We start from the raw sequence: 18,774 nt of genomic DNA on the forward strand, positions 1-18,774 counted from the left end.
ATGGAGGCCTGCAGTGTCAGAAAAGCTCTCCGGCGAGGCTGTCAAGCGCGTGCCCAACGCACGCGCCTTACCACTGCCCTTTGGCGGCGGGGGCTGGCGCGGCAGGCGATGCCGAGCTTCTGGAAGACGCAGGCTGTTGCGCGCGAAACCGCTCCGCCTGAGTCAGCAGTTCGACCGCGTCAGGCCGCGAGGCATTCCGCGCGAAATCCATCGCCGTCATCTGCTTTTGATTGCGCATGGTGAAGTCGGCGCCAGATTCCAGCAGCAGCTTGACCGCTTCAGGACTGCCGTAAGAAGCGGCCATCATCAAGGGTGTAGTGCCGTTGGGCGACTGCGCGTCGATAAACGCGTTGTTCTCCAGAAGCACCCGGATGATTTCGGTCTGCCCGCTGGTGGCAGCGTAGTGCAGCGGCGTCCAACCTGGCTTGTTGACGTCGGCGTCCAGAGCGATCAGGCGCTTGACCACGTCCAGCTGCCCTTTCAGCGCGGCCATCATCAACGGACTTTCGTCGGCGGCGTTGCGGCTTTCGGCTTTCAGCTTGGGCGAATCCAGCAGGATGCCTGCCACCTTCATGGAGCCTTCCTGCAAGGCCGTGAACAAGCCGGGCGCGCCGTTTTCGGTGCGTGAATTGGGGTCAAACCCGCGCGAGAGCATGCCGCGCATCGCCAAATCGTTGTCTTGCTTGATAGCGCGGGTAAAGCCAGCGGCATCATCCGAGGCCAGCGCGGCATGCGACGCCAAGGCCAGGCAGACGGCCAAGGCCGAAGTCGTAAACGTTTTCATGCGACCACTTTCGGGAACAAACGGGTGAAATTGTCGCTGGTGGCCCGGGCGATCTGCTCGACGCTCACGCCGCGCAACTCGGCCACCCGGGCCGCCACGTGCGGCACGTAGGCGGGCGTATTGATCTTGCCGCGAAAAGGCACCGGCGCCAGATAGGGGGAATCGGTTTCGATCAGAAGACGATCTTCGGGCACCAGCTTGGCCACTTCGTGCAGCTCATGCGCGTTCTTGAAGGTCACGATGCCCGACATCGACACATAAAAGCCCAGATCCAGGGCCGCGCGTGCCACATCGCGCGTTTCTGCAAAACAGTGGAACACCCCGCCCGCGCTGCCTGCACCACCTTGCTCGCCCTCCTCCCGCAGGATGGCCAGGGTGTCGTCCGACGCCGAGCGCGTGTGAATCACCAGCGGAAGCCCTGCGCGGCGCGCGGCGCGGATGTGGGTGCGAAAGCGGTCACGCTGCCATTCCAGGTCGGCCACGGTGCGGCCGCCCTTGCGCTCTTGCATTTGGTAGTAGTCGAGCCCGGTTTCGCCGATGGCGACCACCTTGGGCAGCCCAGCGGCGGCCACCAGTTCATCCTCGGTCGGTTCGTGCACATCCTCGCTGTCGGGGTGCACGCCAGCGCTGGCCCACAAGCCGTCGTACTGTGCAGCCAGCGCCTGCACGCCGGGAAACTCTTCCATGGTGGTACTGATGCACAGCGCCCGATCGACCTGGGCCGCAGCCATGGCGGCTCGCACGGCCGCAAAGTCGGCGGCCAGTTCAGGAAAAGTGAGGTGGCAGTGGGAATCGGTGAACATGCGGCGACCGGCTGAAACACAGCGAAATTGATGCTATCACGCGGTTCGGCGCAGCGTGGTGGCCGCGCCGCCGCCCTGCCCGGCGAGCGGCCGTCGCCGATCAGATGGTTTGCGTCGGCCTGTCCGAGCCCAGCGCCGTGCCCAGAATCTGCTCGATCTTGATCTTCAGCTGCTGCGATTTCTCATCATTGGGAAAGCGCACGCCCACGCCCTGTGTGCGGTTGCCCGAGGCGCGCGCCGGGGTGATCCAGGCGACCTTGCCCGCCACCGGATAGCGCTGCGGATCGTCCGGCAGGGTGATCAGCACGTACACGTCGTCGCCCAGGCGGTGTTCGCGCGCAGAAGGGATAAAGATGCCGCCGTCTTTGAACATCGGAATATAGGCGGCGTACAGCGCGGCCTTTTCCTTGATGGCCAGCTGGATGACGCTGGGGCGCGGCGTGAGGGGAGCGTTCTGCGTGGTGGACATGGGCGCAAGGCGATTCGTGGGCGTACAACAATGAGGCCGGGCAACAAGCCAGCAGGGGATGGCCTCAGCCCTTCGAGTTTAGGGCCTGACGCGCGCTGTTGACGAGGAATTCTGTCGCCAAACCGGCGTTTAAGCTGTGTTCGGCACTGCGCGCTTCCTGCGTCAGCACGCCCCACCAGCGCGTCAGCGCGGCCATGGGCAAGGCGCGGCTCGGCAAGTCGGCCGCTTCAAAGTAACGCGGCGCCGCGCCTACCTGCAAGGCGACGAGGTCATGACACAGCTTTTGCAGTCGCTCTACGACTTCGGGCAGGGCCAGACCCGCCACGGCAGCCACGTCGCCCGCCGCCATGGCCTTGGGCAGAGCGGCCCACTGGCTGGCGTTGAGTTTGGCTTCGGCCAGGGCAACCGCGTCGTCGGGGCGCCCGCCTGCCGCGCGCAGCAGCGCAGCGCCCTCTTGCGCGCCTAAGCCTTGCGCCGCCAGCCAGGCCAGGCTTTCGTCGCGCCCCGGCCAAGCCAGCGTATGGGTCAGGCAGCGGCTGCGGATGGTGGGCAGCAGCAGTTGCGCCGCGTCGGTGGCCAGCACGAAGCGCACGTCGCCCGGCGGCTCTTCCAGCGTCTTGAGCAGCGCGTTGGCGGTCACGGCGTTCATGCGCTCGGCCGGGTAGATCAGCACCGCCTTGCCGCGTCCACGGCCGCTGGTGCGCTGGGCAAATTCAATCGTGTCGCGCATGGCATCCACGCGGATGTCCTTGCTGGGCTTGCGCTTCTTGTCGTCGATTTCGGCCTGCGCCTTGTCAGGCAGCGGCCAGCCGCGCGCGACGGCTTCGGTTTCGGGCATCAGCACGGTGAGGTCGCTGTGCGTGTGCACGTCGATGGCGTGGCAGCTGGCGCAGTGGCCGCAGGCACCGTGCGGGGTGGGCGCATCACACAACCAGGCGCGCACCATCGCCAGGCCCAGCTCGAACTGCCCCAGGCCCGACGGCCCCTGCAGCAGCCAAGCATGCCCGCGCTGGGCCAGCAGCGCATCCAGCTGGCGCTGCAGCCACGGGGCCAACGGCGTGGGTGCCACTTGGGCGCCCTGCCCGGCGGTGGCTGCGGTGGCGCTCACAGCCAGCCCCGGCCGTCCAGCGCGGCGCGCACTTCGTCGGCGACGGCTTCGCGCGGCTGGTCGGCGTTGATGCGGGCAAAGCGCTGCGGCTCTGCCTGGGCGCGGCGGGCGTAGCCGGCGCGCACGGCGTCGAAGAACGCCACGGGCTGCGATTCGAACCTGTCCGGCACGCGCGCGCCGGCCAGGCGCTCGGCCGCCACGGCGGGCGGAATGTCGAACCAGAGGGTCAGGTCCGGCTGCAGCAAGGTTTTTTGAACGAAATCAGCCCCCAGCGCAGGCGCATCCTGCGCCAGCAGCTCTAGTATTGATAGCGATTGCCAGTCAAACCCGCGCCCGCCGCCCTGGTAGGCGAAGGTGGCGTCGGTAAAGCGGTCGCACAGCACCACGTCGCCGCGCGCCAGCGCGGGCACGATCACCTGGCGCAGGTGGTCGCGGCGCGCGGCGAACATCAGCAGCGCCTCGGTCAGCGCGTCCATGGGCTCGTGCAGCGCCAGGGCGCGAATCTTCTCGGCCAGCGGCGTACCGCCGGGCTCGCGCGTGAGGGTGACCTGCCGGCCCGCGGCGCGAAACGCGGCGGCCAGTGCGTCGATGTGGGTCGACTTGCCTGCGCCGTCGATGCCTTCAAAGCTGATGAACAAACCCGGTGCCGCCATCAGTTGCCTCCTGCCGCAACGCCAGCGGCTGGCGCCGCCGCGCCCGCGCCACCGCCACGCTGGTAGCGGTTGACGGCGCGGTTGTGCTCGTCCAGCGACGGGCTGAAATGGCTGCTGCCATCGCCGCGCGCCACAAAGTACAGCGCCTTGGTGGGCGCGGGCTGCACCGCCGCGATCAGCGAAGCCTTGCCCGGCATCGAGATGGGCGTGGGCGGCAGCCCGGCGCGGGTGTAGGTGTTGAAAGGCGTGTCGGCCGTGAGGTGGCTGCGCTTGAGGTCGCCCGCAAAGCTGTCGCCCAAGCCGTAGATCACCGTTGGGTCGGTCTGCAGGCGCATGCCGATGCGCAAGCGGTTGATGAACACGCCAGCGATCTCGGGCCGGTCCTTGGCCTGCCCGGTTTCTTTTTCAACGATGCTGGCGAGGGTCAGCGCCTCATCCGCGTTCTTGAGCGGCAGGTTGGGCGCGCGCGCGTCCCAGGCGGCCTGCAGGCGCCGGTCCATCAGCTGCATGGACTGGCGCAGCACGGCCAAATCGCCCGAATTCTTGGCGTAGTTGTACGTGTCCGGGAAAAACCGGCCTTCGGGCGACACGCCGGGCCGGCCCAGGGCCTTCATGATCTGCTCGCCCGTCATGCCCTCGGTGTCGGGCCTGAGGTTGTCCGCCCTGGCCAGCGCGGCGCGAACCTGCTTGAACGTCCAGCCCTCGACCAGCGTCACCGTCAGCACGATGCGGTCGCCGCGCACCAGCTTGTCCAGCAGGTCATTGGCGGTCATCCCTTGGGTGATCTCGTAGTCGCCGGGTTTGATGGTTTGCTCGGCGCCTTTCAGCCGAAAGTACGCATACAGCACGTCGGCCGGCAGCTTGACGCCGCCTTGCACCGCCCGATTGGCCGCCGTGCGCAGCGACGCGCCGTTGGGCACCGCCACTTCGAGCTTCGGCGCGCTCAGCTGCAGCGGCTGCTGCAGCCACCACCACGCGCCGCCGGCAAGCCCGGCCGCCAACACGGCCAGCCAGATCAACAGTTTGAAAAGGGTTCTCAAAACGGGGCGCCGAAAGGCGCTTCAACAGCCAAGGAAAAGGGTCGGCCATGATAATTCAGGCATGTCCCTCGACCCCGCCACCCCCACTTTTTCCGACCCCAGCGCCACCACTGCAGCCCAACTGAACGGGGTTGCCCGCATCAGCGGCCTGGGCGTGATCCGCGCGCAGGGCGAGCAGGCCGCGCAGTTCCTGCAGGGCCAGCTGACGCAAGACGTGGTGCTGTTGCCCGTGGGCAGCAGCCGGCTGGCCGCGTTCTGCAACCCCAAGGGCCGCATGCTGGCCAGCTTTCGCGCCTACAAGCGCTGCGCGGACGAATTGCTGCTGGTCACCAGCATCGACACGCTGCCGGCCACGCTCAAGCGCCTGACCATGTTCGTGATGCGCGCCAAGGTGAAGCTGAGCGACGCCAGCGGCGACTTCGCTATCTATGGCGCGATGGGCGAGGCGGCTCAGGCGCTGCTGCAAGGTGCTACGCAATCCATAGCTGCCAGCGCTGGTGCAGCCAGCGCCGGCAGCCAAAATGATGCCCAACCCGTGGTCATCGCCCTGCCCCCTGCCGATGGCGCGCCCCGCGCCCTGTGCCTGCTGCCCACGGACGCTGCGGCGCCTGCTGGCCCTGTGCTGACCGAAGCCGACTGGCGCTGGGCCGAGGTGCGCGCAGGCGTGGCGCGCGTGGTGCCGCCGGTGGTCGAAGCCTTCGTGCCGCAGATGCTGAACTACGAAAGCGTGGACGGCGTGAGCTTCAAGAAAGGCTGCTACCCCGGCCAGGAAGTGGTGGCGCGCAGCCAGTTTCGCGGCGCCATCAAGCGCCGGGCCTTCGTCGCCCACGTGGCGGGCGCGGCCGAAGCCGGCCAGGAAGTGTTTGACACCAGCGCGCCAGACCAGCCCGTGGGCCTGATCGCCCAGGCCGCGCCGGCGCCGGGTGGCGGCGCGGCGGTGATTGTGTCGCTGCAACTGTCGGCCGAACTTGCGGCTGACCTGCGCGTGGGCGCTGCGGATGGCCCCCGGTTGGCGGGCTTGCAACTGCCGTTTGCCTTGTTGACGGACATCTGAGCGGCCCGGCCGAAGATTTCTCGGCCCCAGCGCTGGCACGCGCCTTGGTGTGCCAACTGAGCACCAGCTCAGCGGCCCATCACAACATGTGCTCTAAGAACGCCCGCGCCCGCTCGTGCCGCGGGCTGGCGAAGAACTCGCGCGCCGGGCGGTCTTCCACGATCAGGCCGCCGTCCATGAACACCACGCGGTGCGCCACTTCGCGTGCAAACGCCATTTCGTGCGTGACGACCAGCATGGTCATGTGCTCAGCGGCCAGCTCGCGCATGGTGCGCAGCACTTCGCCGGTCAGCTCCGGGTCGAGTGCGCTGGTGGGTTCGTCGAACAGCAGCACCTCGGGTTGCATGGCCAGGGCGCGGGCGATGGCCACGCGCTGCTTTTGCCCGCCCGACAGGCGGTTGGGGTAAACGTCGCGCTTGTCGGCCAGGCCCACCTTGCCCAGCAGCGATTCGGCCAGCGCCACGGCGTCGGCGCGCGGCATTTTCTTGACAGTGACGGGCGCTTCGATCAGGTTTTGCAACACCGTCAGGTGCGGAAACAGGTTGAAGTGCTGGAAGACCATGCCGGTGTGCCGGCACACGCGGCGCACTTCGGCCTCGGCCGGGTAGCGCACCCCGCCCTGCCCGTCGTCGGCGACCAGGGTTTCGCCGGCGATGCGGATGGTGCCGCGGTCCACGGTCTCCAGGTGGTTCAGGCAGCGCAGCAGCGTCGATTTGCCCGAGCCTGACGCACCCAGCACCGCCACCACTTCGCCGCGCGCCACCTCCAGGTCGACCCCGCGCAGCACGTGCAGCGCGCCAAAGCGCTTGTGCACGCCCGCGGCGCTGACCATGGGCGCGGCGGCGGAATCAGTCCTGCTCTGCATAGCGCTTCTCAAGCCTTTGGAAAATCCACGTGAGCAGCAGCGTCATCAGCAGATAGAACGCCGCCGCCACCACGAACGGCGTGATGGTGAAGTCGCGCTGCACAAAGCCGCGCGCGGCGCGCAGCAGATCGTTCAGCGCCAGCACGTAGATCAGCGAGGTGTCTTTGACCAGCGTGATGGTCTCATTGGCCAGCGGCGGCAGCGATCGGCGCAGCATCTGCGGCAGCACGATGCGCCGCATGGTCTGCGGGTAACTCATGCCCAGCGCCTTGGCGCCCTCGTACTGACCCCGGTCGATCGACTGGATGCCCGCGCGGAAAATCTCGGCAAAGTAAGCCGAGTAGTTCAGCACGAAAGCCACCACCGCCGCCGGAAAGTCAGGCAGGCGAATGCCCACGTAGGGCACAAAAGGCAGCGCGTAGTAGACAAACAGCAGCTGCAGCATCAGCGGCGTGCCGCGCATCAGCCAGATGAACCCGCTGACCGCGTGGTGCAGCGCCCGCCAGCGCGACAGGCGCGCCAACGCCAGCGCCAGGCCCAGCGGCAGCGCCAGCACCAAGGTGATGGCGAACAGCTTGAGCGTGACCAGCGAGCCCTGCGCCAGCGGCGGCAGTAGGCTAATGATGTAGTCCATTTTGGCCTGCAGCGCTTGTGGGACGGGCGCTGGCAGCTACTTAGTTGATAGCAGAAGGCGGCTGCGGCTTACTTGACGATGTTCTTGCCGAACCACTGCTCGGAGATCTTCGCCGCGCTGCCGTCGGCCTTCATGTCGGCCATGGCCTTGTCCACGCGGGCCAACAGGTCCTTGTCTTCCAGGCGCAGGCCTACGCCGTATTCCTCGGTGCCGAAGTTGTCGTCCAGCACCACGTACTCGCCCGGCTTCTTGCTGGTGTAGTAGCGGCCCACCACCTCGTCCAGCACCACGGCGTCCACGCGGCCGGTGCTGAGGTCCATCAGCGCCGTCACGTTGTCGCCGTACTTCTTCATGTCCTTGAACGACTTGGCCGTGGCCTCGTCCTTGCCGATGGCGTCCACCGCGCTGGAGCCGTCCTGCACGCCGATCAGCTTGCCGGCCAGGTCAGCCTTGGTCTTGATGGGCGAGCCGCCCTTGACCACGATGATCTGGTGGTTCTCCATGTACGGCGCCGAGAAGGCGATGTTCTTCTTGCGCTCGTCGGTGATGGTCAGGCCGTTCCACAGCGCGTCCACGCGCTTGCCAGACAGCTCGGCCTCTTTGGCGTTCCAGTCGATGGGCTTGAATTCCACCTCAACGCCCAGGCGCTTGGCCGCTTCCTTGGCCAGGTCGATGTCGAAGCCGACCAGCTGGCCTTTTTCATCGCGAAAACCCATAGGCGGGAAGTTGTCGTCCAAGCCCACGACGATCTTGGCAGGCAAAGCCGGTGCGGCGGGCGCCGAAGCGGCGGCCACGGGCGCATTGCTATCGGTTTTGCTGCAGGCGGCAAGGACCACGGCGGACAAGGCCACCACCAGGGTGCGGCGGGAAAAGGCGGGCATGAAATCGATCCGGATAAAAGGCTGAACAGGCCGGGCCGCGCCACCGGGGCGGCGCTTTTCGGCAAACCATTGATGGTACCAAGCCGGATGGGGGTGCTGCGCCATGCTGCCCTGCGCAGGCTCGGGCGCTGCCAACCATCGTGACAACCGCTGTGCCGCAGTGCCGCCCTGTCGCTCTGCCTCGGTGGCGCGGGGGTGACTCGCGGTCGCCCACATTGCTTGGTTGGGGCCGATACCCGCAAACGCCACGAAACCGACGCTGCCTGAACGCCGCACAGCCAGCGCTGCAAATCAGCCGCCGATGCGCCGGGCCAGCCGCCCGCCCCCTTTCGCCGCGCCGATCAGCCCAGCGGGCGCCGCATGTCGACGTGCGGAATGCCCACGTCCAGGTAGGTATCGCCCGATGCCGCGTAACCCAGGCGCCGGTAAAAGCCCTCGGCGCTGCGCTGGGCGCTCAGGATCACCTCGCGGTCGCCGCGCTCGCGGGCGGCCTGCTCCAGCGCCTGCATCACCTGCCGGCCGGCGCCGCCGCCGCGCAGGGGTTGCAGCACCGCCATGCGGCCGATGCGCGACACAGCGCTGCCGGCTTCGCCCTCGCGCAGCAGGCGCCCGGTGGCCACCGGCATGCCCAGGTGGTTGGCCACCACGGCGTGCACGGCCGTGGCGTCGGCCGCATCCCACTCGTCTTCGCGGGCAATGCCCTGCTCTTCAATGAACACGGCGGTGCGCACGGCGCTGGCCTCGGCCCCCAGCGCCGCCCAGTCGCCCTGCCGCACCTGCGTGACGGGCTGGCCTGCTTCGTACGCCTCGATCCAAGCACGCAAAGGTGCGGGCACGGGCAGGCTGGTTTTGCTGGCCGGGTCGGCAAACACGTAGATCAGCTCAGCCTGCACCAACAGCTGGTTGCCGCGAAAAATACCGCCCACGAAGCTCATGGACGACGTGCCGATGCGTTCACAGCGCATGGCCACATCCAGCCGGTCGTCCATCACGGCAGAGGCGTTGAATTCCACGCTGGTCTTGCGCAGGTAGATCTCGCCGTTGAGCCGCGCCATCGTCGCGGCGTACGGCAGGGCCAGCGCGCGCCAGTACTCGGACATGGCCACGTCAAAGTACATCAGGTAGTGCGGGTTGAACACGATCTGCTGCACGTCCACCTCACCCCAGCGCACGCGCAGGGCATGGTGAAAGCGGAATTGGTTGGGCTGCATGGTTGGGGGCCGGTGAGGTGGGTGCCTGCGCAGCGTCGCGCAAGCCAGGGGCAAATTTGCTATATAAAAGCTAGCTACCAGCGCAGTCTGCACCGGCGCTAGATCGTGTTTTTCTTAAGAGAACGCTTGGCGCAGCGCCTGCGCCGCGTCGTGGTGCAGCTGCCGCGCCTCGGCAATCGCGCGGCCCATGGTGATGAAGCCGTGGGTCACGCCGCGGTAGATCTCCAGCTCGACCGGCACGCCGGCGGCGCGCAGCTTGTCGGCGTACATCACGCCCTCGTCCACCAGCGGATCGCACTCGGCCAGGCCCACCCAGGCGGGGGCCACGCCATCGACGTCCGCACTTTTGAGCGGTGCAAAGCGCCAGTCCGACCGGTCCGCCTCGTCGATGTACTGGGCAAAGAACCAGTCGATCAGCGCCTTGTCCAGCACCGGCCCGTCGGCATAGCGGGCGTGCGAAGGCGTGTCCTGGTGGTCGGTGGTGCCGGGGTAGATCAAGAGCTGCAGGGCCAGCGGGATGCCCTGGTCGCGCGCGTGCAGTGCAGCCACGGCCGCCAGCGTGCCGCCGGCCGAATCGCCGCCCACCGCCAGGCGAGTCGTATCCAGCTCCAGCGCGCGGCCGCCCTCGCCCGCCAGCCAGCCCAGCGCGTCCCAGGTGTCGAACACGGCGGTGGGAAAGCGCCACTCGGGCGCCAGCCGGTAGTCGAGTGACACGATGGCCGCGCCGCTCAGGCTGCTGAGGACGCGGCAGAAGATGTCGTGCGAATCCACGCTGCCAATGGTGAAGCCGCCGCCGTGCGTGAACAGCAGCGCCGGCAGGCCTTTCGCTTCGGTGGGCGCATACAGGCGCGCCTGCAGCGCAGCGCCGTCGCGCGCCGGAATGCTGAGGTCTTGCACGCACGCCAGCTCTGGCTTGGGCACGTCCAGCACGCCAACCGACTTCGCGTACGCCAGCTTGGCCTGCTGCGGCGTCAGCGTGTGCATGGGCGGGTACGGCGCCTGCGCCATGCGCTGGACCAGCAGGCGCATGGCGGGGGTCAGCTGGGCAAGGATCTCGGGGCTGGCGGACATGGCAAGTCGTGTTGACGGGCGCCGGCCGGCCGGCGCGCAAGCAGAGCGCTGGCACGGCGCCGCAGCGAGCGCCGGTCAGCCGGGGCGGGTGCCTCAGCGGGCGGTGAAGCGCGCGCGGCAGCCGCGGTCAACCCACAGCAGGCCACGGCCGTCGTAGCCCCAGCTGCTGCCTTCGCGGCAGCTGGACTGCGACAGTTCTTCCACCAGGCGCGGCCAGCCCCAACGCGAATCCCACGCGCACGAGCTGTAACGGCGATCCTGGCTTTCGCAGGTGATGGTGGGGCCGGATGGGCCAACGGGGTAGACCGGGCGATAACCGCCGTCTTGGTCGGGGTAACCGCCGCCCTGCCCCACCGAAAACTCTGCACGGCAACCTTGGCGAACCCAAACGCTGCCGCGGCTGGTGCCCCAGGTCTGGCCTTCGATGCACGGCGAGTCTGAAAGCTGACGCACCAGCGATACGCGCGCGCGCCAGCCGACGCGGCATTCCGCGTGGCGGCCGTCCACGCTCTCGCAGCGAACCACGTTGCCGCCGGGGTTGTAACCCGGGTTGTAGCCGGGCGGGTAGAAGCCGCCGCCGCCTTGCGCGTCGGCAAAACGGGCGCGGCAGCCACCCGACACCCACACCGAGCCCGGGCCGCGGCTGCCCCAGTTGCGGCCTTCAACACATTGGGTGGACGACAACTGCTCCACCAGCACCGGGGCGTTGTAAAAGCGCGCGCGGCATTCGCGGTAGCTGCCGTCTTGGCTTTCGCAGGTCACGGTATTGCCACCGTAGCCCGGCTGCGCCTGGGCGGACAGCGGTGCCGCCAGCACAACGGCGGCGACGGCGGACAGTGCAAGGCGTAGGCCTGTCTTCATGGAAAAACTCCTGCGGTTCGATGTTGTTGTGAAGGTGGATAACGCCCGCGCCCCGCGCGGGGCCGACGGCGTTTCAGCGATCGACTTTACTTGATGCATCGGGCGTGGCGATGACGGAAACCGCCCGTCTGCCTGCCTGCCTGTGCCTGCCTGTCAGCGGAAAGACACCGTCACCGGCTTCAGGCCGGGCACGCCGTCGTAATGGACGGTGGCGCGCAGGCCCGACTTGGGCGGCAGCAGGGCCGAGAACGACCCCAGGCTGATCAGTTGCCCCGGTTTAAGCGAAAGCCCGTCCGCCTTGAGCGCGCCAGCCAGCCACACCACGGCATTCAGCGGATGGCCCAGCACGTCAGAGCCCTTGCCGCCACCCAAGGCCGCGCCGTCGCTATCCACCAAGCGCACGTTCATGTCGCGCAACTGATCCAGCAACTGCGCCCGGCCCGCCGCATCGGTGGGCACCATCAGCGGCGAGCCGCGCACGCCCAGCCGCGCGCCTACGTTAATGGCCTCCAGCGCCGTGCCGTTGAGCTTGGCCGGCGTTTCAACGGTCAAATCGGGCAGCTCGATGAACGGGATGACCTGATCAACGCTGGCCAGCACATCGGCGGGCGTCTTGGCGTTGTTGATGGCGGCATCTTTCACGCGCACCAGCAGGTCGGCTTCATACAACGGGCGGGCGCCAAACGCCGCGTCGACCGACGCGAAGTTGCCCACCAGCATGCTGGTGTACAGCGCGCCCCACACCGGCTGGTCGGTGTTGAAGCGCTTTTGCACGGCCGGGTTCGTCAGCCCCGCCTTGTAGCCCGCCAGGCGTCCGTCCTGCCCGGCCAGGCGCTGCTGAAATTTGCTGCGCGTGCACTTCGCGTCGGCGCTGGTCAGGGTGGCGGGCAGATCGGCGGCGGGCTTGCGGGCGTTGTAGTCGGCCACCAGCCGGTTGACGGCCACATCGTCCAGGCAACCCGGCGTGTTGGCCACCACCGGGGCGGAACTGCTCGCGCAGCCCGCCAGCCAAAGCGCGGCCGCAAGCACGCCCAGGGCGGCTGGTGCGCGGGCGGTGATGCGCCTGGCGGGCAAGCTTGCCGTAAGCCGTTGGGCGGGGCGGTGGGCGGTCATCGGCGTCTCCTCGGTGCTTGTATGAATAATGTCAGCGCTCATCCTAACGTTCACATCGGCCATGGCACTTATCCAATACCTGACCCAGATCGAGTTTGACTACGGTGCGGTGGCGCAATTGCCCCAGCACTGCGCCCGCGTGGGCATGACCCGTCCGTTGATCGTGACGGACGCGGGCGTCGTCGCCGCCGGCGTGCTGCAACCCGTGCTGGCCGCGCTGGGCGACTTGCCCCACGCCGTGTTCGACGCCACGCCCTCCAACCCGACCGAAGCCGCCGTGCGCGCCGCCACGGCGCTGTACCAGCAGCACCAGTGCGACGGCCTGATCGCCGTGGGCGGCGGCAGCGCCATCGACTGCGCCAAGGGCGTGGCCATCGCCGCCACGCACCCCGGGCCGCTGAAGACTTACGCCACCATCGAAGGCGGCTCGCCCAAAATCACCGAAGCCGTGGCCCCGCTGATTGCCGTACCCACCACGGCCGGCACGGGCAGCGAGGTGGCGCGCGGCGCCATCGTCATCGTCGACGACGGGCGCAAGCTGGGTTTTCACAGCTGGCACCTGATGCCCAAGGCCGCCATTTGCGACCCGGCCCTCACGCTGGGCCTGCCGCCCATGCTGACCGCCGCCACCGGCATGGACGCGATCGCCCATTGCATGGAAACCTTCATGGCGCCCGCCTTCAACCCGCCTGCCGACGGCATTGCGCTGGAAGGCCTGCGCCGCGGCTGGGCTGCCATCGAGCGCGCCACGCGCGACGGCAGCGACCGCGCCGCGCGCCTGGACATGATGGCCGCCAGCATGCACGGCGCGATGGCCTTTCAGAAGGGCTTGGGCTGTGTGCATTCGCTCAGCCACAGCCTGGGCGGGGTCAACCCCAAGCTGCACCACGGCACGCTGAACGCAGTGTTCCTGCCGGCGGTGATCCGCTTCAACGCAGGGGCTGAATCGCTTCAAAAAGAAGAGCGCCTGGCGCGCATGGCACAAGCGATGGGGCTCGATTCAGGCACCGACGTGGCGCAAGCCGTGCACGACATGACGGCTCGCCTGGGCCTGCCCACCGGCCTGCGTGCGATGGGGGTCACAGAAGACCTGTTCGACGCCGTGATTGAGCACGCCCTGCTCGACCACTGCCACAAGACCAACCCGCGCATCGCCTCGCCCGAAGACTACCGCGCGATGCTGGTTGAATCGATGTGACCGCTGGGCGGCAGTGCCCGCCGCCCGCTGCACAGCCGCCAAGACGCCCAGGCGCCGTACACCGCGCACAGCGCCGCCAGCAGCGTCAACCAGCGGGCCACGTCGGCCGGGCTGGCGCCCATCTGGTTGATGGGCACGAAGGCCTGCACCCCCGCCGTGGCGGGTGACAGCTGCGCCAGCCAGGCGGTCAGGCGCGGCATCTGGTCCAGCGGCCAGGCGGCGCCCGTCATGAAGAACAACACGATGGACGTGGGCGCCAGCCACATCATGGCGCGCTCCGGCGCGGGCATGTAGCTGCCAATCGCCATGCCCAGGCTGGCCACCGTGGCCGCGTAAAGGGGCACCATCCACGCCAGATGGCCCAGTTGCAGCGTGCGTGGCATGTCTTCCGCCCAAAAGGCCCAACCGAAGAAGAACGCCGCCGCGCCCGTGCCCACGCACACCAGCGCCGACAGCGTGCCCAGAAAGTAGCCCGGCGTACACGCCAGGCGCCCCGCACGCCGCCGGGTGGCGATCAACATGGCGCTGCCAAACAGCAAGGTTTGCTGCAGGATGAGCAGGCTGACGGCCGGGTACACGTAGCTGGCGTACCCCTCTACCGGGTTGAACAGCGGGCGCACCACCAGCTCGGCCGGTGCTTGGCGATGAATCTGATCAGTGAGCGGCCCGGCCTGGCGCCGCACGGCGTCCAGCACCACGCCCTTGATGGCCGTGCCAATGGCGCTGGCGCGCGTCAGGTAGGCGCCGTTCACCCACACGCCCACGCCAGCACCCGCCTCGCCCGCCGCCAGCGCACGTGTCAGCCCGGCAGGCAGCAGCACGATGCCGTCGGCCTGGCGCTGCTTCACGGCCTGCACGGCGCTGGCGTAGTCGGCCACGGTGCCGGCCACCGCCACCTCGCGCGTGTCGCCAAGGGCCTGTGCCAGCGCGCGTGTGGCGGGCGTGTTTTCTTCATCCACCACGATCACCGGCACCGATAGGGTGGCCTGCTGGCGGTAAGGCAGCGGGTAATAGAAGGCGTAGAACACCACGGCCAGCACCATGGTCAGCACCAGGTCGCGCGTGGTGGCGATCTGCAGCAGCGTGCCGGCCCATCCCGCGCCAAAGCCGCTGGATGGCTGCACGGCGGCGCCGTCAGCCGAACAATCAGGGTGCCGCATGCGCCGCCTCGTGGGTGTTGGGCGCAGGCCGGGGCTGCGGGCGGCGTGCCAGCGCCATCAGCGCACAAGCCACTCCGCCGGCGATCAGCACATAGCCCAGCAACACCGCGCCGGGCCGCAGCGCCAGCGCGGGCGGCGAGCCCAGGGCCTGGTCCATCGCCAGCGCCAGGTAATGCGGGTATGGCAGCACGGCGCTCCAGCCCACGGCCAGCCAGGATGCGCCATTCAGCGGCAGCGTACCCCCAGAAAACGCCAGAGCCGATCCCGCGTAGATGGCCGTCAGCGACAGCGCCGTGCCCACGCGCTTGGCGCCCGCCACCAGCAGGGCCGAAATCGCCGCCGTGGCCATGAACAGCAGCACCTGCCCCAGCCACGCCAGGGCGATGCTGCCTTGCGGGCGCCAGTCGCGCACGCCCGCCAGCCAGATCAGCCACACGGCGCCCCAAAAGCCCATCAGCAGCACCGCGGGGCCCATCTTGCCGGCCAGCGCCATTGGCAGGTTGCGCTGGCGCCGCGCCCACCCGCGCAGGCTGCCGCGGCGCAACTCGCGCCCCAGGGCCATCACGGTGGCGCAGGCCACCACCAGATGCAGCACCGCGGGCTGCACCATGGCTTCCAGGTAGCCCTCAAACGACGCCTGCGGGTTGAACAGCACGCTGGTCTGCACCGTGGGCAGCGTGCGACGCACCGCCGGCAGCACCGCATTGAGCTCGTGCGCCAGCAGCGCCGGGGTGGCCGTGGCCGTCACCGCACCTTCAATGGCGCTTTCGGCCAGTTTGCCCACCGACAGAAAGCTGGCGTTGTAGTACACGGTCAGCACCGGCGACTGGGCGCGCGCCAGGCCTTGGGCAGCGCCTGGCGGAATCTGCAGCGCGGCCACCACCTGGCCGCCACGCAGGGCCTTCAGCACCGCCGCCGCGTCGGGCGTGGTGATGGCCACTTTCAGGGTGGGCGAAGCCGCCAGTGCGCTGGCAAGCTCGCGGCTGAAGGCGCTGCCGTCCTGGTCGATCACGGCCACCGGCAGCTGGCGCGCCACGCCGCCCACGAAGATGCTGGCGACAATGGCAATGGTTGCCAGCGGGAACAGCGTCAGCAGCGCCAGATCGGCAGGGCTGCGCAGCAAATGCCGCCATTCGGCCACCCAGGCACGCCAGAACGAACGCATGGCCCCTGCCCCGCCCCGCCGGTTCACTGCGGCCAGGCAAACAGCACGCTCATGCCGGGGCGCAGGCCCTCGACCGGCGCGCTGGGCGACAGGCGCAATTCAAACGTGCGCACGTCAAAACCCGACGACTGCTGTGTAGCGCGCCAGGTGGCGAATTCACCCATGGGCGCGATGGCGGTCACGGTGAAGGCCACCGCCTTGGCGCCCAGCGCCGGCACATCACCCTTGAGCACCTTGCCCTTGGCCATGCCTTGGTATTGGTCCTCGCGCAGGGCCAGGCGCACCCAGGCATGGTCCAGATCAATCACCTGGAACACCGGGCTGAGCGGGCCAACGATTTCGCCGGGCTGGGCCAGCCGCGCAGCCACCTCGCCGCTGACGGGGGTGACCAAGCGCGTTTCCTGGTTGATCGCCTCGGCGGTCTGCAGGGCTGAGCGGGCCACGTCTTCGCGCGCCTGGGCGGCGTGGCGCACATCGGGCCGCGCACCGGCCACCAGTTTTTGCCACTGCGCGCGCGACGCATCGGCTGCGCGTGCGGTGGACACGCGGGCGGCGTGCGCCTCGTCGCGGCGCTGGGCGGCGATCACGCCTTCGGCAAACAGGGTGTCGGCGCGCTTGGCCGATACCGCAGCCAGATCGGCCTGCGCCTTGGCGGCGTCCCACACCGCGCGGGCAGCGGCAATGTCTTCGGGCCGGGCGATGTCGTCCGCCACCTTGCGCTGCGCCTCGGCGATGGCCAGCGCGCCGGCGGCCTGGTCGCGCACGCCCGTCAGCTCAGGGCTGGACAGCACCGCCAGCACTTCGCCAGCCTTGACGGATTGCCCCAGTGACGCGTTGAGCTTGTCCACCCTCGCCATCACCTTGGTCGATACGTTGACCTGCTCGGCCTCTACCGTGCCTTGCAGGGTTTCGGCCTTGGTGCGCCCCGACAGCCACAGGCCGATGCCCAGCGCGATGGCGATCACGATCAGGGCCAGCCAGAGAAGGTACAGGCGCCAGCGGCCCGGCGCGGCAGAACGGGTGGTGGTCATGGCAGGCTCCCTGCAGAGGCTGGCGCCAGGCGGTATTCGGCCTGCGCCATGTGTTGGGTGAATTCGTCGTCGCGGCTGCTGGCGGCCAGCAAGGCGGCCAGCGACAGGTCGTACTCCAGCGCGGCGGCCACGCGCTGCCCTTCGGCCAGCGACAACGCCGATTGCGCGGTGATCACGTCGGTGGCCGTGCCTACGCCTTCGCGGAAAGACAGCTGCTGCACGCGCAGGTTCTCGCGCGCGGCCACCAGGCTGGAATCCAGCGACAGGAAGGTCTGGCGCGCCAGCTCGGTCTGGTTCCAGGCGCGGGTGATCTGCTGGCGGGCGTCGCGCTCGGCCGCCTGCTTGGCGCGGTCTGCCGCGCGTTCGCGGGATTCGGCGGCCTGCAGCATGTCGCGCCGGTCGATGTTCGACACCAGCGTGAACTGCACACCCACGCCCACCACCCAGTCCGGGTCCACCGGCATGGCGTGGCGGCGGTTGAAGTTGTAGGTGCCGTACAAAAACGCGTTGGGCCTGAGCGATGCCGCCGCCAAGTCGCGCGCGGCGCTGGCGCCCACGCGCGCCGCCTCGGCCGCACGCACCTCGGGGCGCTGCGCGGCGCCCGATTCCAGAAACTGCTCCAGTGGCGGCAGCGGGTCGGCGCGCACGAACAGCGGCGTGGTGGGCGCCACGCTGCCCGGCACATCCAGCAGGCGCGACAGATCGTCCTGCGCGTTGGTCAGCTGCAGCCGCGCACGGTCCACGCCGCGCTGGGCAGCGTCGCGCGCCACGCCCACCTCCAGCATGCGCGAGCGCGCCAGCACGCCCGCAGCCACCATGCGTTCGGCGTTGTGCGCGTGGGCTTGCAGCGCGGTCAGTTGCGCCTCATTGGTCGCCAGCAACTGCAGCGCGGCCTGCTGCCCGAAGTACGCCCGCGCCAGGTCCAGCTGCGACAGCGACGCCGCGCCGCTGCGCGCGGCCTGTGCCAGGGCGACTTGCGCCTCGGCGCCTTTGCGCACGGCGGCGTCGGCCCCGCCGGTGTAGAACGGCCACACGGCCGTCAGTGAAGGGCGAAAGACCGACTGGCGCGCGGTGTAATTCAGGCTGTCAGGCAAGGCGCCGAGCAGGCCGGGCAAGGCGCCGCTGACCAGCGAACCGGCCTGCCCCACCGCCGGCTGCAGTGCGGGTGGAAACTGGCTCGGCAAGGTGCCCAGAAACTCGTCGATGCGGTTTTGCACATCGCCGCGGGCCGAGGCCAGGTCCACCGACAGCGACTTCTGGTAGCGCAGCCAGTTGGCCGACAGCGACACGATGGGCCCGCCGACGTGGCGCACGGCGCGCGCGCCCGCCTCGCCAGCGCGCACGGCCTCATCGCGCCCCGCCAGCAGCGGCGAGCCCTCGCGCTGCAGCGCTGCCGCCTGCGCGAACGAAAGTGCCATCGGCTGGCGGACCGCTGATGCGGCCGATTTGGCTGATTTGGCCGAGACAGCCGGTGAGGCTGGCGCCGACAAGGGCGGCACCGGCAACGCCTGTGCGCCCTGCCCGCCCACCGCGCCGCTCTGCGCCCAGGCGGTGGGCGCGGCCAGCGCCAGCAGGCTTGCGCAAGCCAGGGGCCGCAGTACGCCGCCTGCCGCCAGCGGGCCGCGCTGGCCGGATCGCTCACTCATAGACACTGCCCCCTCGGTATTCATGAC

19 protein-coding genes are annotated in these 18,774 nt (G+C 68.9%); 2 read left to right on the forward strand and 17 right to left on the reverse strand.

Annotated features, from left to right (window positions below; translation table 11 throughout):
• Positions 1–67 precede the first annotated feature (67 nt).
• From C6570_RS11625 to mltG, 6 genes are all read right to left on the reverse strand, one after another.
• Positions 68–784, reverse strand: coding sequence for an ankyrin repeat domain-containing protein (locus C6570_RS11625; RefSeq protein WP_106703355.1), 717 nt, complete (start codon positions 782–784; stop codon positions 68–70).
• A complete protein-coding gene (locus tag C6570_RS11630; RefSeq protein ID WP_106703356.1) occupies positions 781–1,587 on the reverse strand; it encodes a TatD family hydrolase in 807 nt (268 codons plus the stop codon). The genes C6570_RS11625 and C6570_RS11630 overlap by 4 nt, the downstream gene beginning before the upstream one ends.
• Before the next feature lie 100 nt (positions 1,588–1,687).
• On the reverse strand, positions 1,688–2,056 hold the full coding sequence (locus C6570_RS11635; RefSeq protein WP_106703357.1) for a PilZ domain-containing protein: 369 nt from the start codon (positions 2,054–2,056) through the stop codon (positions 1,688–1,690).
• A gap of 64 nt (positions 2,057–2,120) precedes the next feature.
• Positions 2,121–3,164, reverse strand: a complete 1,044-nt coding sequence (locus C6570_RS11640) for a DNA polymerase III subunit delta' (protein ID WP_425437877.1) — start codon at positions 3,162–3,164, stop codon at positions 2,121–2,123.
• Positions 3,161–3,817: a dTMP kinase gene (tmk, locus tag C6570_RS11645; protein WP_106703358.1), complete on the reverse strand. Its 657-nt coding sequence runs from the start codon at positions 3,815–3,817 to the stop codon at positions 3,161–3,163. The genes C6570_RS11640 and tmk overlap by 4 nt, the downstream gene beginning before the upstream one ends.
• Positions 3,817–4,857, reverse strand: coding sequence for an endolytic transglycosylase MltG (gene mltG, locus C6570_RS11650; protein ID WP_106703359.1), 1,041 nt, complete (start codon positions 4,855–4,857; stop codon positions 3,817–3,819). Before mltG ends, tmk begins: the two co-directional genes overlap by 1 nt.
• Positions 4,858–4,918: 61 nt before the next feature.
• Here mltG and ygfZ point away from each other — a divergent pair, with 61 nt between their 5' ends.
• Positions 4,919–5,911 carry a CAF17-like 4Fe-4S cluster assembly/insertion protein YgfZ gene (ygfZ, locus tag C6570_RS11655; protein WP_106703360.1) on the forward strand — a complete coding sequence of 331 codons (993 nt, stop codon included), beginning with the start codon at positions 4,919–4,921 and terminating at the stop codon, positions 5,909–5,911.
• 79 nt (positions 5,912–5,990) lie between these two features.
• Here ygfZ and C6570_RS11660 read toward each other — a convergent pair whose 3' ends face one another.
• The 7 genes from C6570_RS11660 to C6570_RS11690 form a co-directional block, all read right to left on the reverse strand.
• Positions 5,991–6,743, reverse strand: a complete 753-nt coding sequence (locus C6570_RS11660) for an amino acid ABC transporter ATP-binding protein (protein ID WP_106703361.1) — start codon at positions 6,741–6,743, stop codon at positions 5,991–5,993.
• Positions 6,744–6,759: 16 nt separating this feature from the next.
• Complete coding sequence (locus tag C6570_RS11665) at positions 6,760–7,410, reverse strand: amino acid ABC transporter permease (protein ID WP_106703362.1); 651 nt, start codon at positions 7,408–7,410, stop codon at positions 6,760–6,762.
• Between the two features lie 68 nt (positions 7,411–7,478).
• Positions 7,479–8,291, reverse strand: a complete 813-nt coding sequence (locus C6570_RS11670; protein WP_106703363.1) for an amino acid ABC transporter substrate-binding protein — start codon at positions 8,289–8,291, stop codon at positions 7,479–7,481.
• A 341-nt stretch (positions 8,292–8,632) separates the two neighbouring features.
• Positions 8,633–9,502, reverse strand: a complete 870-nt coding sequence (locus C6570_RS11675; RefSeq protein ID WP_106703364.1) for a YbgC/FadM family acyl-CoA thioesterase — start codon at positions 9,500–9,502, stop codon at positions 8,633–8,635.
• A 114-nt stretch (positions 9,503–9,616) separates the two neighbouring features.
• Positions 9,617–10,573, reverse strand: coding sequence for an alpha/beta hydrolase (locus tag C6570_RS11680; RefSeq protein ID WP_245896174.1), 957 nt, complete (start codon positions 10,571–10,573; stop codon positions 9,617–9,619).
• 93 nt (positions 10,574–10,666) lie between these two features.
• Positions 10,667–11,434: a DUF3011 domain-containing protein gene (locus C6570_RS11685; RefSeq protein ID WP_106703365.1), complete on the reverse strand. Its 768-nt coding sequence runs from the start codon at positions 11,432–11,434 to the stop codon at positions 10,667–10,669.
• Between the two features lie 153 nt (positions 11,435–11,587).
• Positions 11,588–12,547 carry a 2-keto-4-pentenoate hydratase gene (locus C6570_RS11690; protein ID WP_106703366.1) on the reverse strand — a complete coding sequence of 320 codons (960 nt, stop codon included), beginning with the start codon at positions 12,545–12,547 and terminating at the stop codon, positions 11,588–11,590.
• Positions 12,548–12,608: 61 nt separating this feature from the next.
• Here C6570_RS11690 and C6570_RS11695 point away from each other — a divergent pair, with 61 nt between their 5' ends.
• Positions 12,609–13,745: an iron-containing alcohol dehydrogenase gene (locus C6570_RS11695; RefSeq protein ID WP_106703367.1), complete on the forward strand. Its 1,137-nt coding sequence runs from the start codon at positions 12,609–12,611 to the stop codon at positions 13,743–13,745.
• On the opposite strand, the gene C6570_RS11700 is transcribed toward C6570_RS11695, so the two are convergent.
• From C6570_RS11700 to C6570_RS11715, 4 genes are read right to left on the reverse strand one after another with little or no spacing between them, the layout of a single operon-like run.
• Entirely contained in the window at positions 13,715–14,905 is a 1,191-nt protein-coding gene (locus C6570_RS11700; protein ID WP_106703368.1) for an ABC transporter permease, read from the reverse strand. The genes C6570_RS11695 and C6570_RS11700 overlap by 31 nt on opposite strands.
• Positions 14,892–16,070 (reverse strand): ABC transporter permease, encoded by a 1,179-nt coding sequence (locus C6570_RS11705; protein ID WP_106703369.1) that lies wholly within the window; start codon positions 16,068–16,070, stop codon positions 14,892–14,894. The genes C6570_RS11700 and C6570_RS11705 overlap by 14 nt, the downstream gene beginning before the upstream one ends.
• Before the next feature lie 23 nt (positions 16,071–16,093).
• Positions 16,094–17,101: an HlyD family secretion protein gene (locus C6570_RS11710; RefSeq protein ID WP_106703370.1), complete on the reverse strand. Its 1,008-nt coding sequence runs from the start codon at positions 17,099–17,101 to the stop codon at positions 16,094–16,096.
• The gene (locus C6570_RS11715; protein ID WP_164675534.1) at positions 17,098–18,747 is read right to left on the reverse strand and encodes a TolC family protein; all 1,650 of its coding nucleotides are present in this window, start codon (positions 18,745–18,747) and stop codon (positions 17,098–17,100) included. The genes C6570_RS11710 and C6570_RS11715 overlap by 4 nt, the downstream gene beginning before the upstream one ends.
• Positions 18,748–18,774: the final 27 nt, after the last annotated feature.

Source organism: Ottowia oryzae, assembly GCF_003008535.1.
GTDB lineage: Bacteria > Pseudomonadota > Gammaproteobacteria > Burkholderiales > Burkholderiaceae_C > Ottowia > Ottowia oryzae.

Bases quoted from the DNA above. Each gene is read 5' to 3' on its own strand.
- tmk (WP_106703358.1), bottom strand. From the start codon at position 3,817: ATGGCGGCACCGGGTTTGTTCATCAGCTTTGAAGGCATCGACGGCGCA.
- C6570_RS11705 (WP_106703369.1), bottom strand. From the start codon at position 16,070: ATGCGTTCGTTCTGGCGTGCCTGGGTGGCCGAATGGCGGCATTTGCTG.
- C6570_RS11700 (WP_106703368.1), bottom strand. From the start codon at position 14,905: ATGCGGCACCCTGATTGTTCGGCTGACGGCGCCGCCGTGCAGCCATCC.
- ygfZ (WP_106703360.1), top strand. From the start codon at position 4,919: ATGTCCCTCGACCCCGCCACCCCCACTTTTTCCGACCCCAGCGCCACC.
- C6570_RS11695 (WP_106703367.1), top strand. From the start codon at position 12,609: ATGGCACTTATCCAATACCTGACCCAGATCGAGTTTGACTACGGTGCG.
- C6570_RS11660 (WP_106703361.1), bottom strand. From the start codon at position 6,743: ATGGTCAGCGCCGCGGGCGTGCACAAGCGCTTTGGCGCGCTGCACGTG.
- C6570_RS11710 (WP_106703370.1), bottom strand. From the start codon at position 17,101: ATGACCACCACCCGTTCTGCCGCGCCGGGCCGCTGGCGCCTGTACCTT.
- C6570_RS11685 (WP_106703365.1), bottom strand. From the start codon at position 11,434: ATGAAGACAGGCCTACGCCTTGCACTGTCCGCCGTCGCCGCCGTTGTG.
- C6570_RS11630 (WP_106703356.1), bottom strand. From the start codon at position 1,587: ATGTTCACCGATTCCCACTGCCACCTCACTTTTCCTGAACTGGCCGCC.
- C6570_RS11715 (WP_164675534.1), bottom strand. From the start codon at position 18,747: ATGAGTGAGCGATCCGGCCAGCGCGGCCCGCTGGCGGCAGGCGGCGTA.
- C6570_RS11680 (WP_245896174.1), bottom strand. From the start codon at position 10,573: ATGTCCGCCAGCCCCGAGATCCTTGCCCAGCTGACCCCCGCCATGCGC.
- C6570_RS11675 (WP_106703364.1), bottom strand. From the start codon at position 9,502: ATGCAGCCCAACCAATTCCGCTTTCACCATGCCCTGCGCGTGCGCTGG.
- C6570_RS11625 (WP_106703355.1), bottom strand. From the start codon at position 784: ATGAAAACGTTTACGACTTCGGCCTTGGCCGTCTGCCTGGCCTTGGCG.
- C6570_RS11635 (WP_106703357.1), bottom strand. From the start codon at position 2,056: ATGTCCACCACGCAGAACGCTCCCCTCACGCCGCGCCCCAGCGTCATC.
- C6570_RS11690 (WP_106703366.1), bottom strand. From the start codon at position 12,547: ATGACCGCCCACCGCCCCGCCCAACGGCTTACGGCAAGCTTGCCCGCC.
- C6570_RS11665 (WP_106703362.1), bottom strand. From the start codon at position 7,410: ATGGACTACATCATTAGCCTACTGCCGCCGCTGGCGCAGGGCTCGCTG.
- C6570_RS11670 (WP_106703363.1), bottom strand. From the start codon at position 8,291: ATGCCCGCCTTTTCCCGCCGCACCCTGGTGGTGGCCTTGTCCGCCGTG.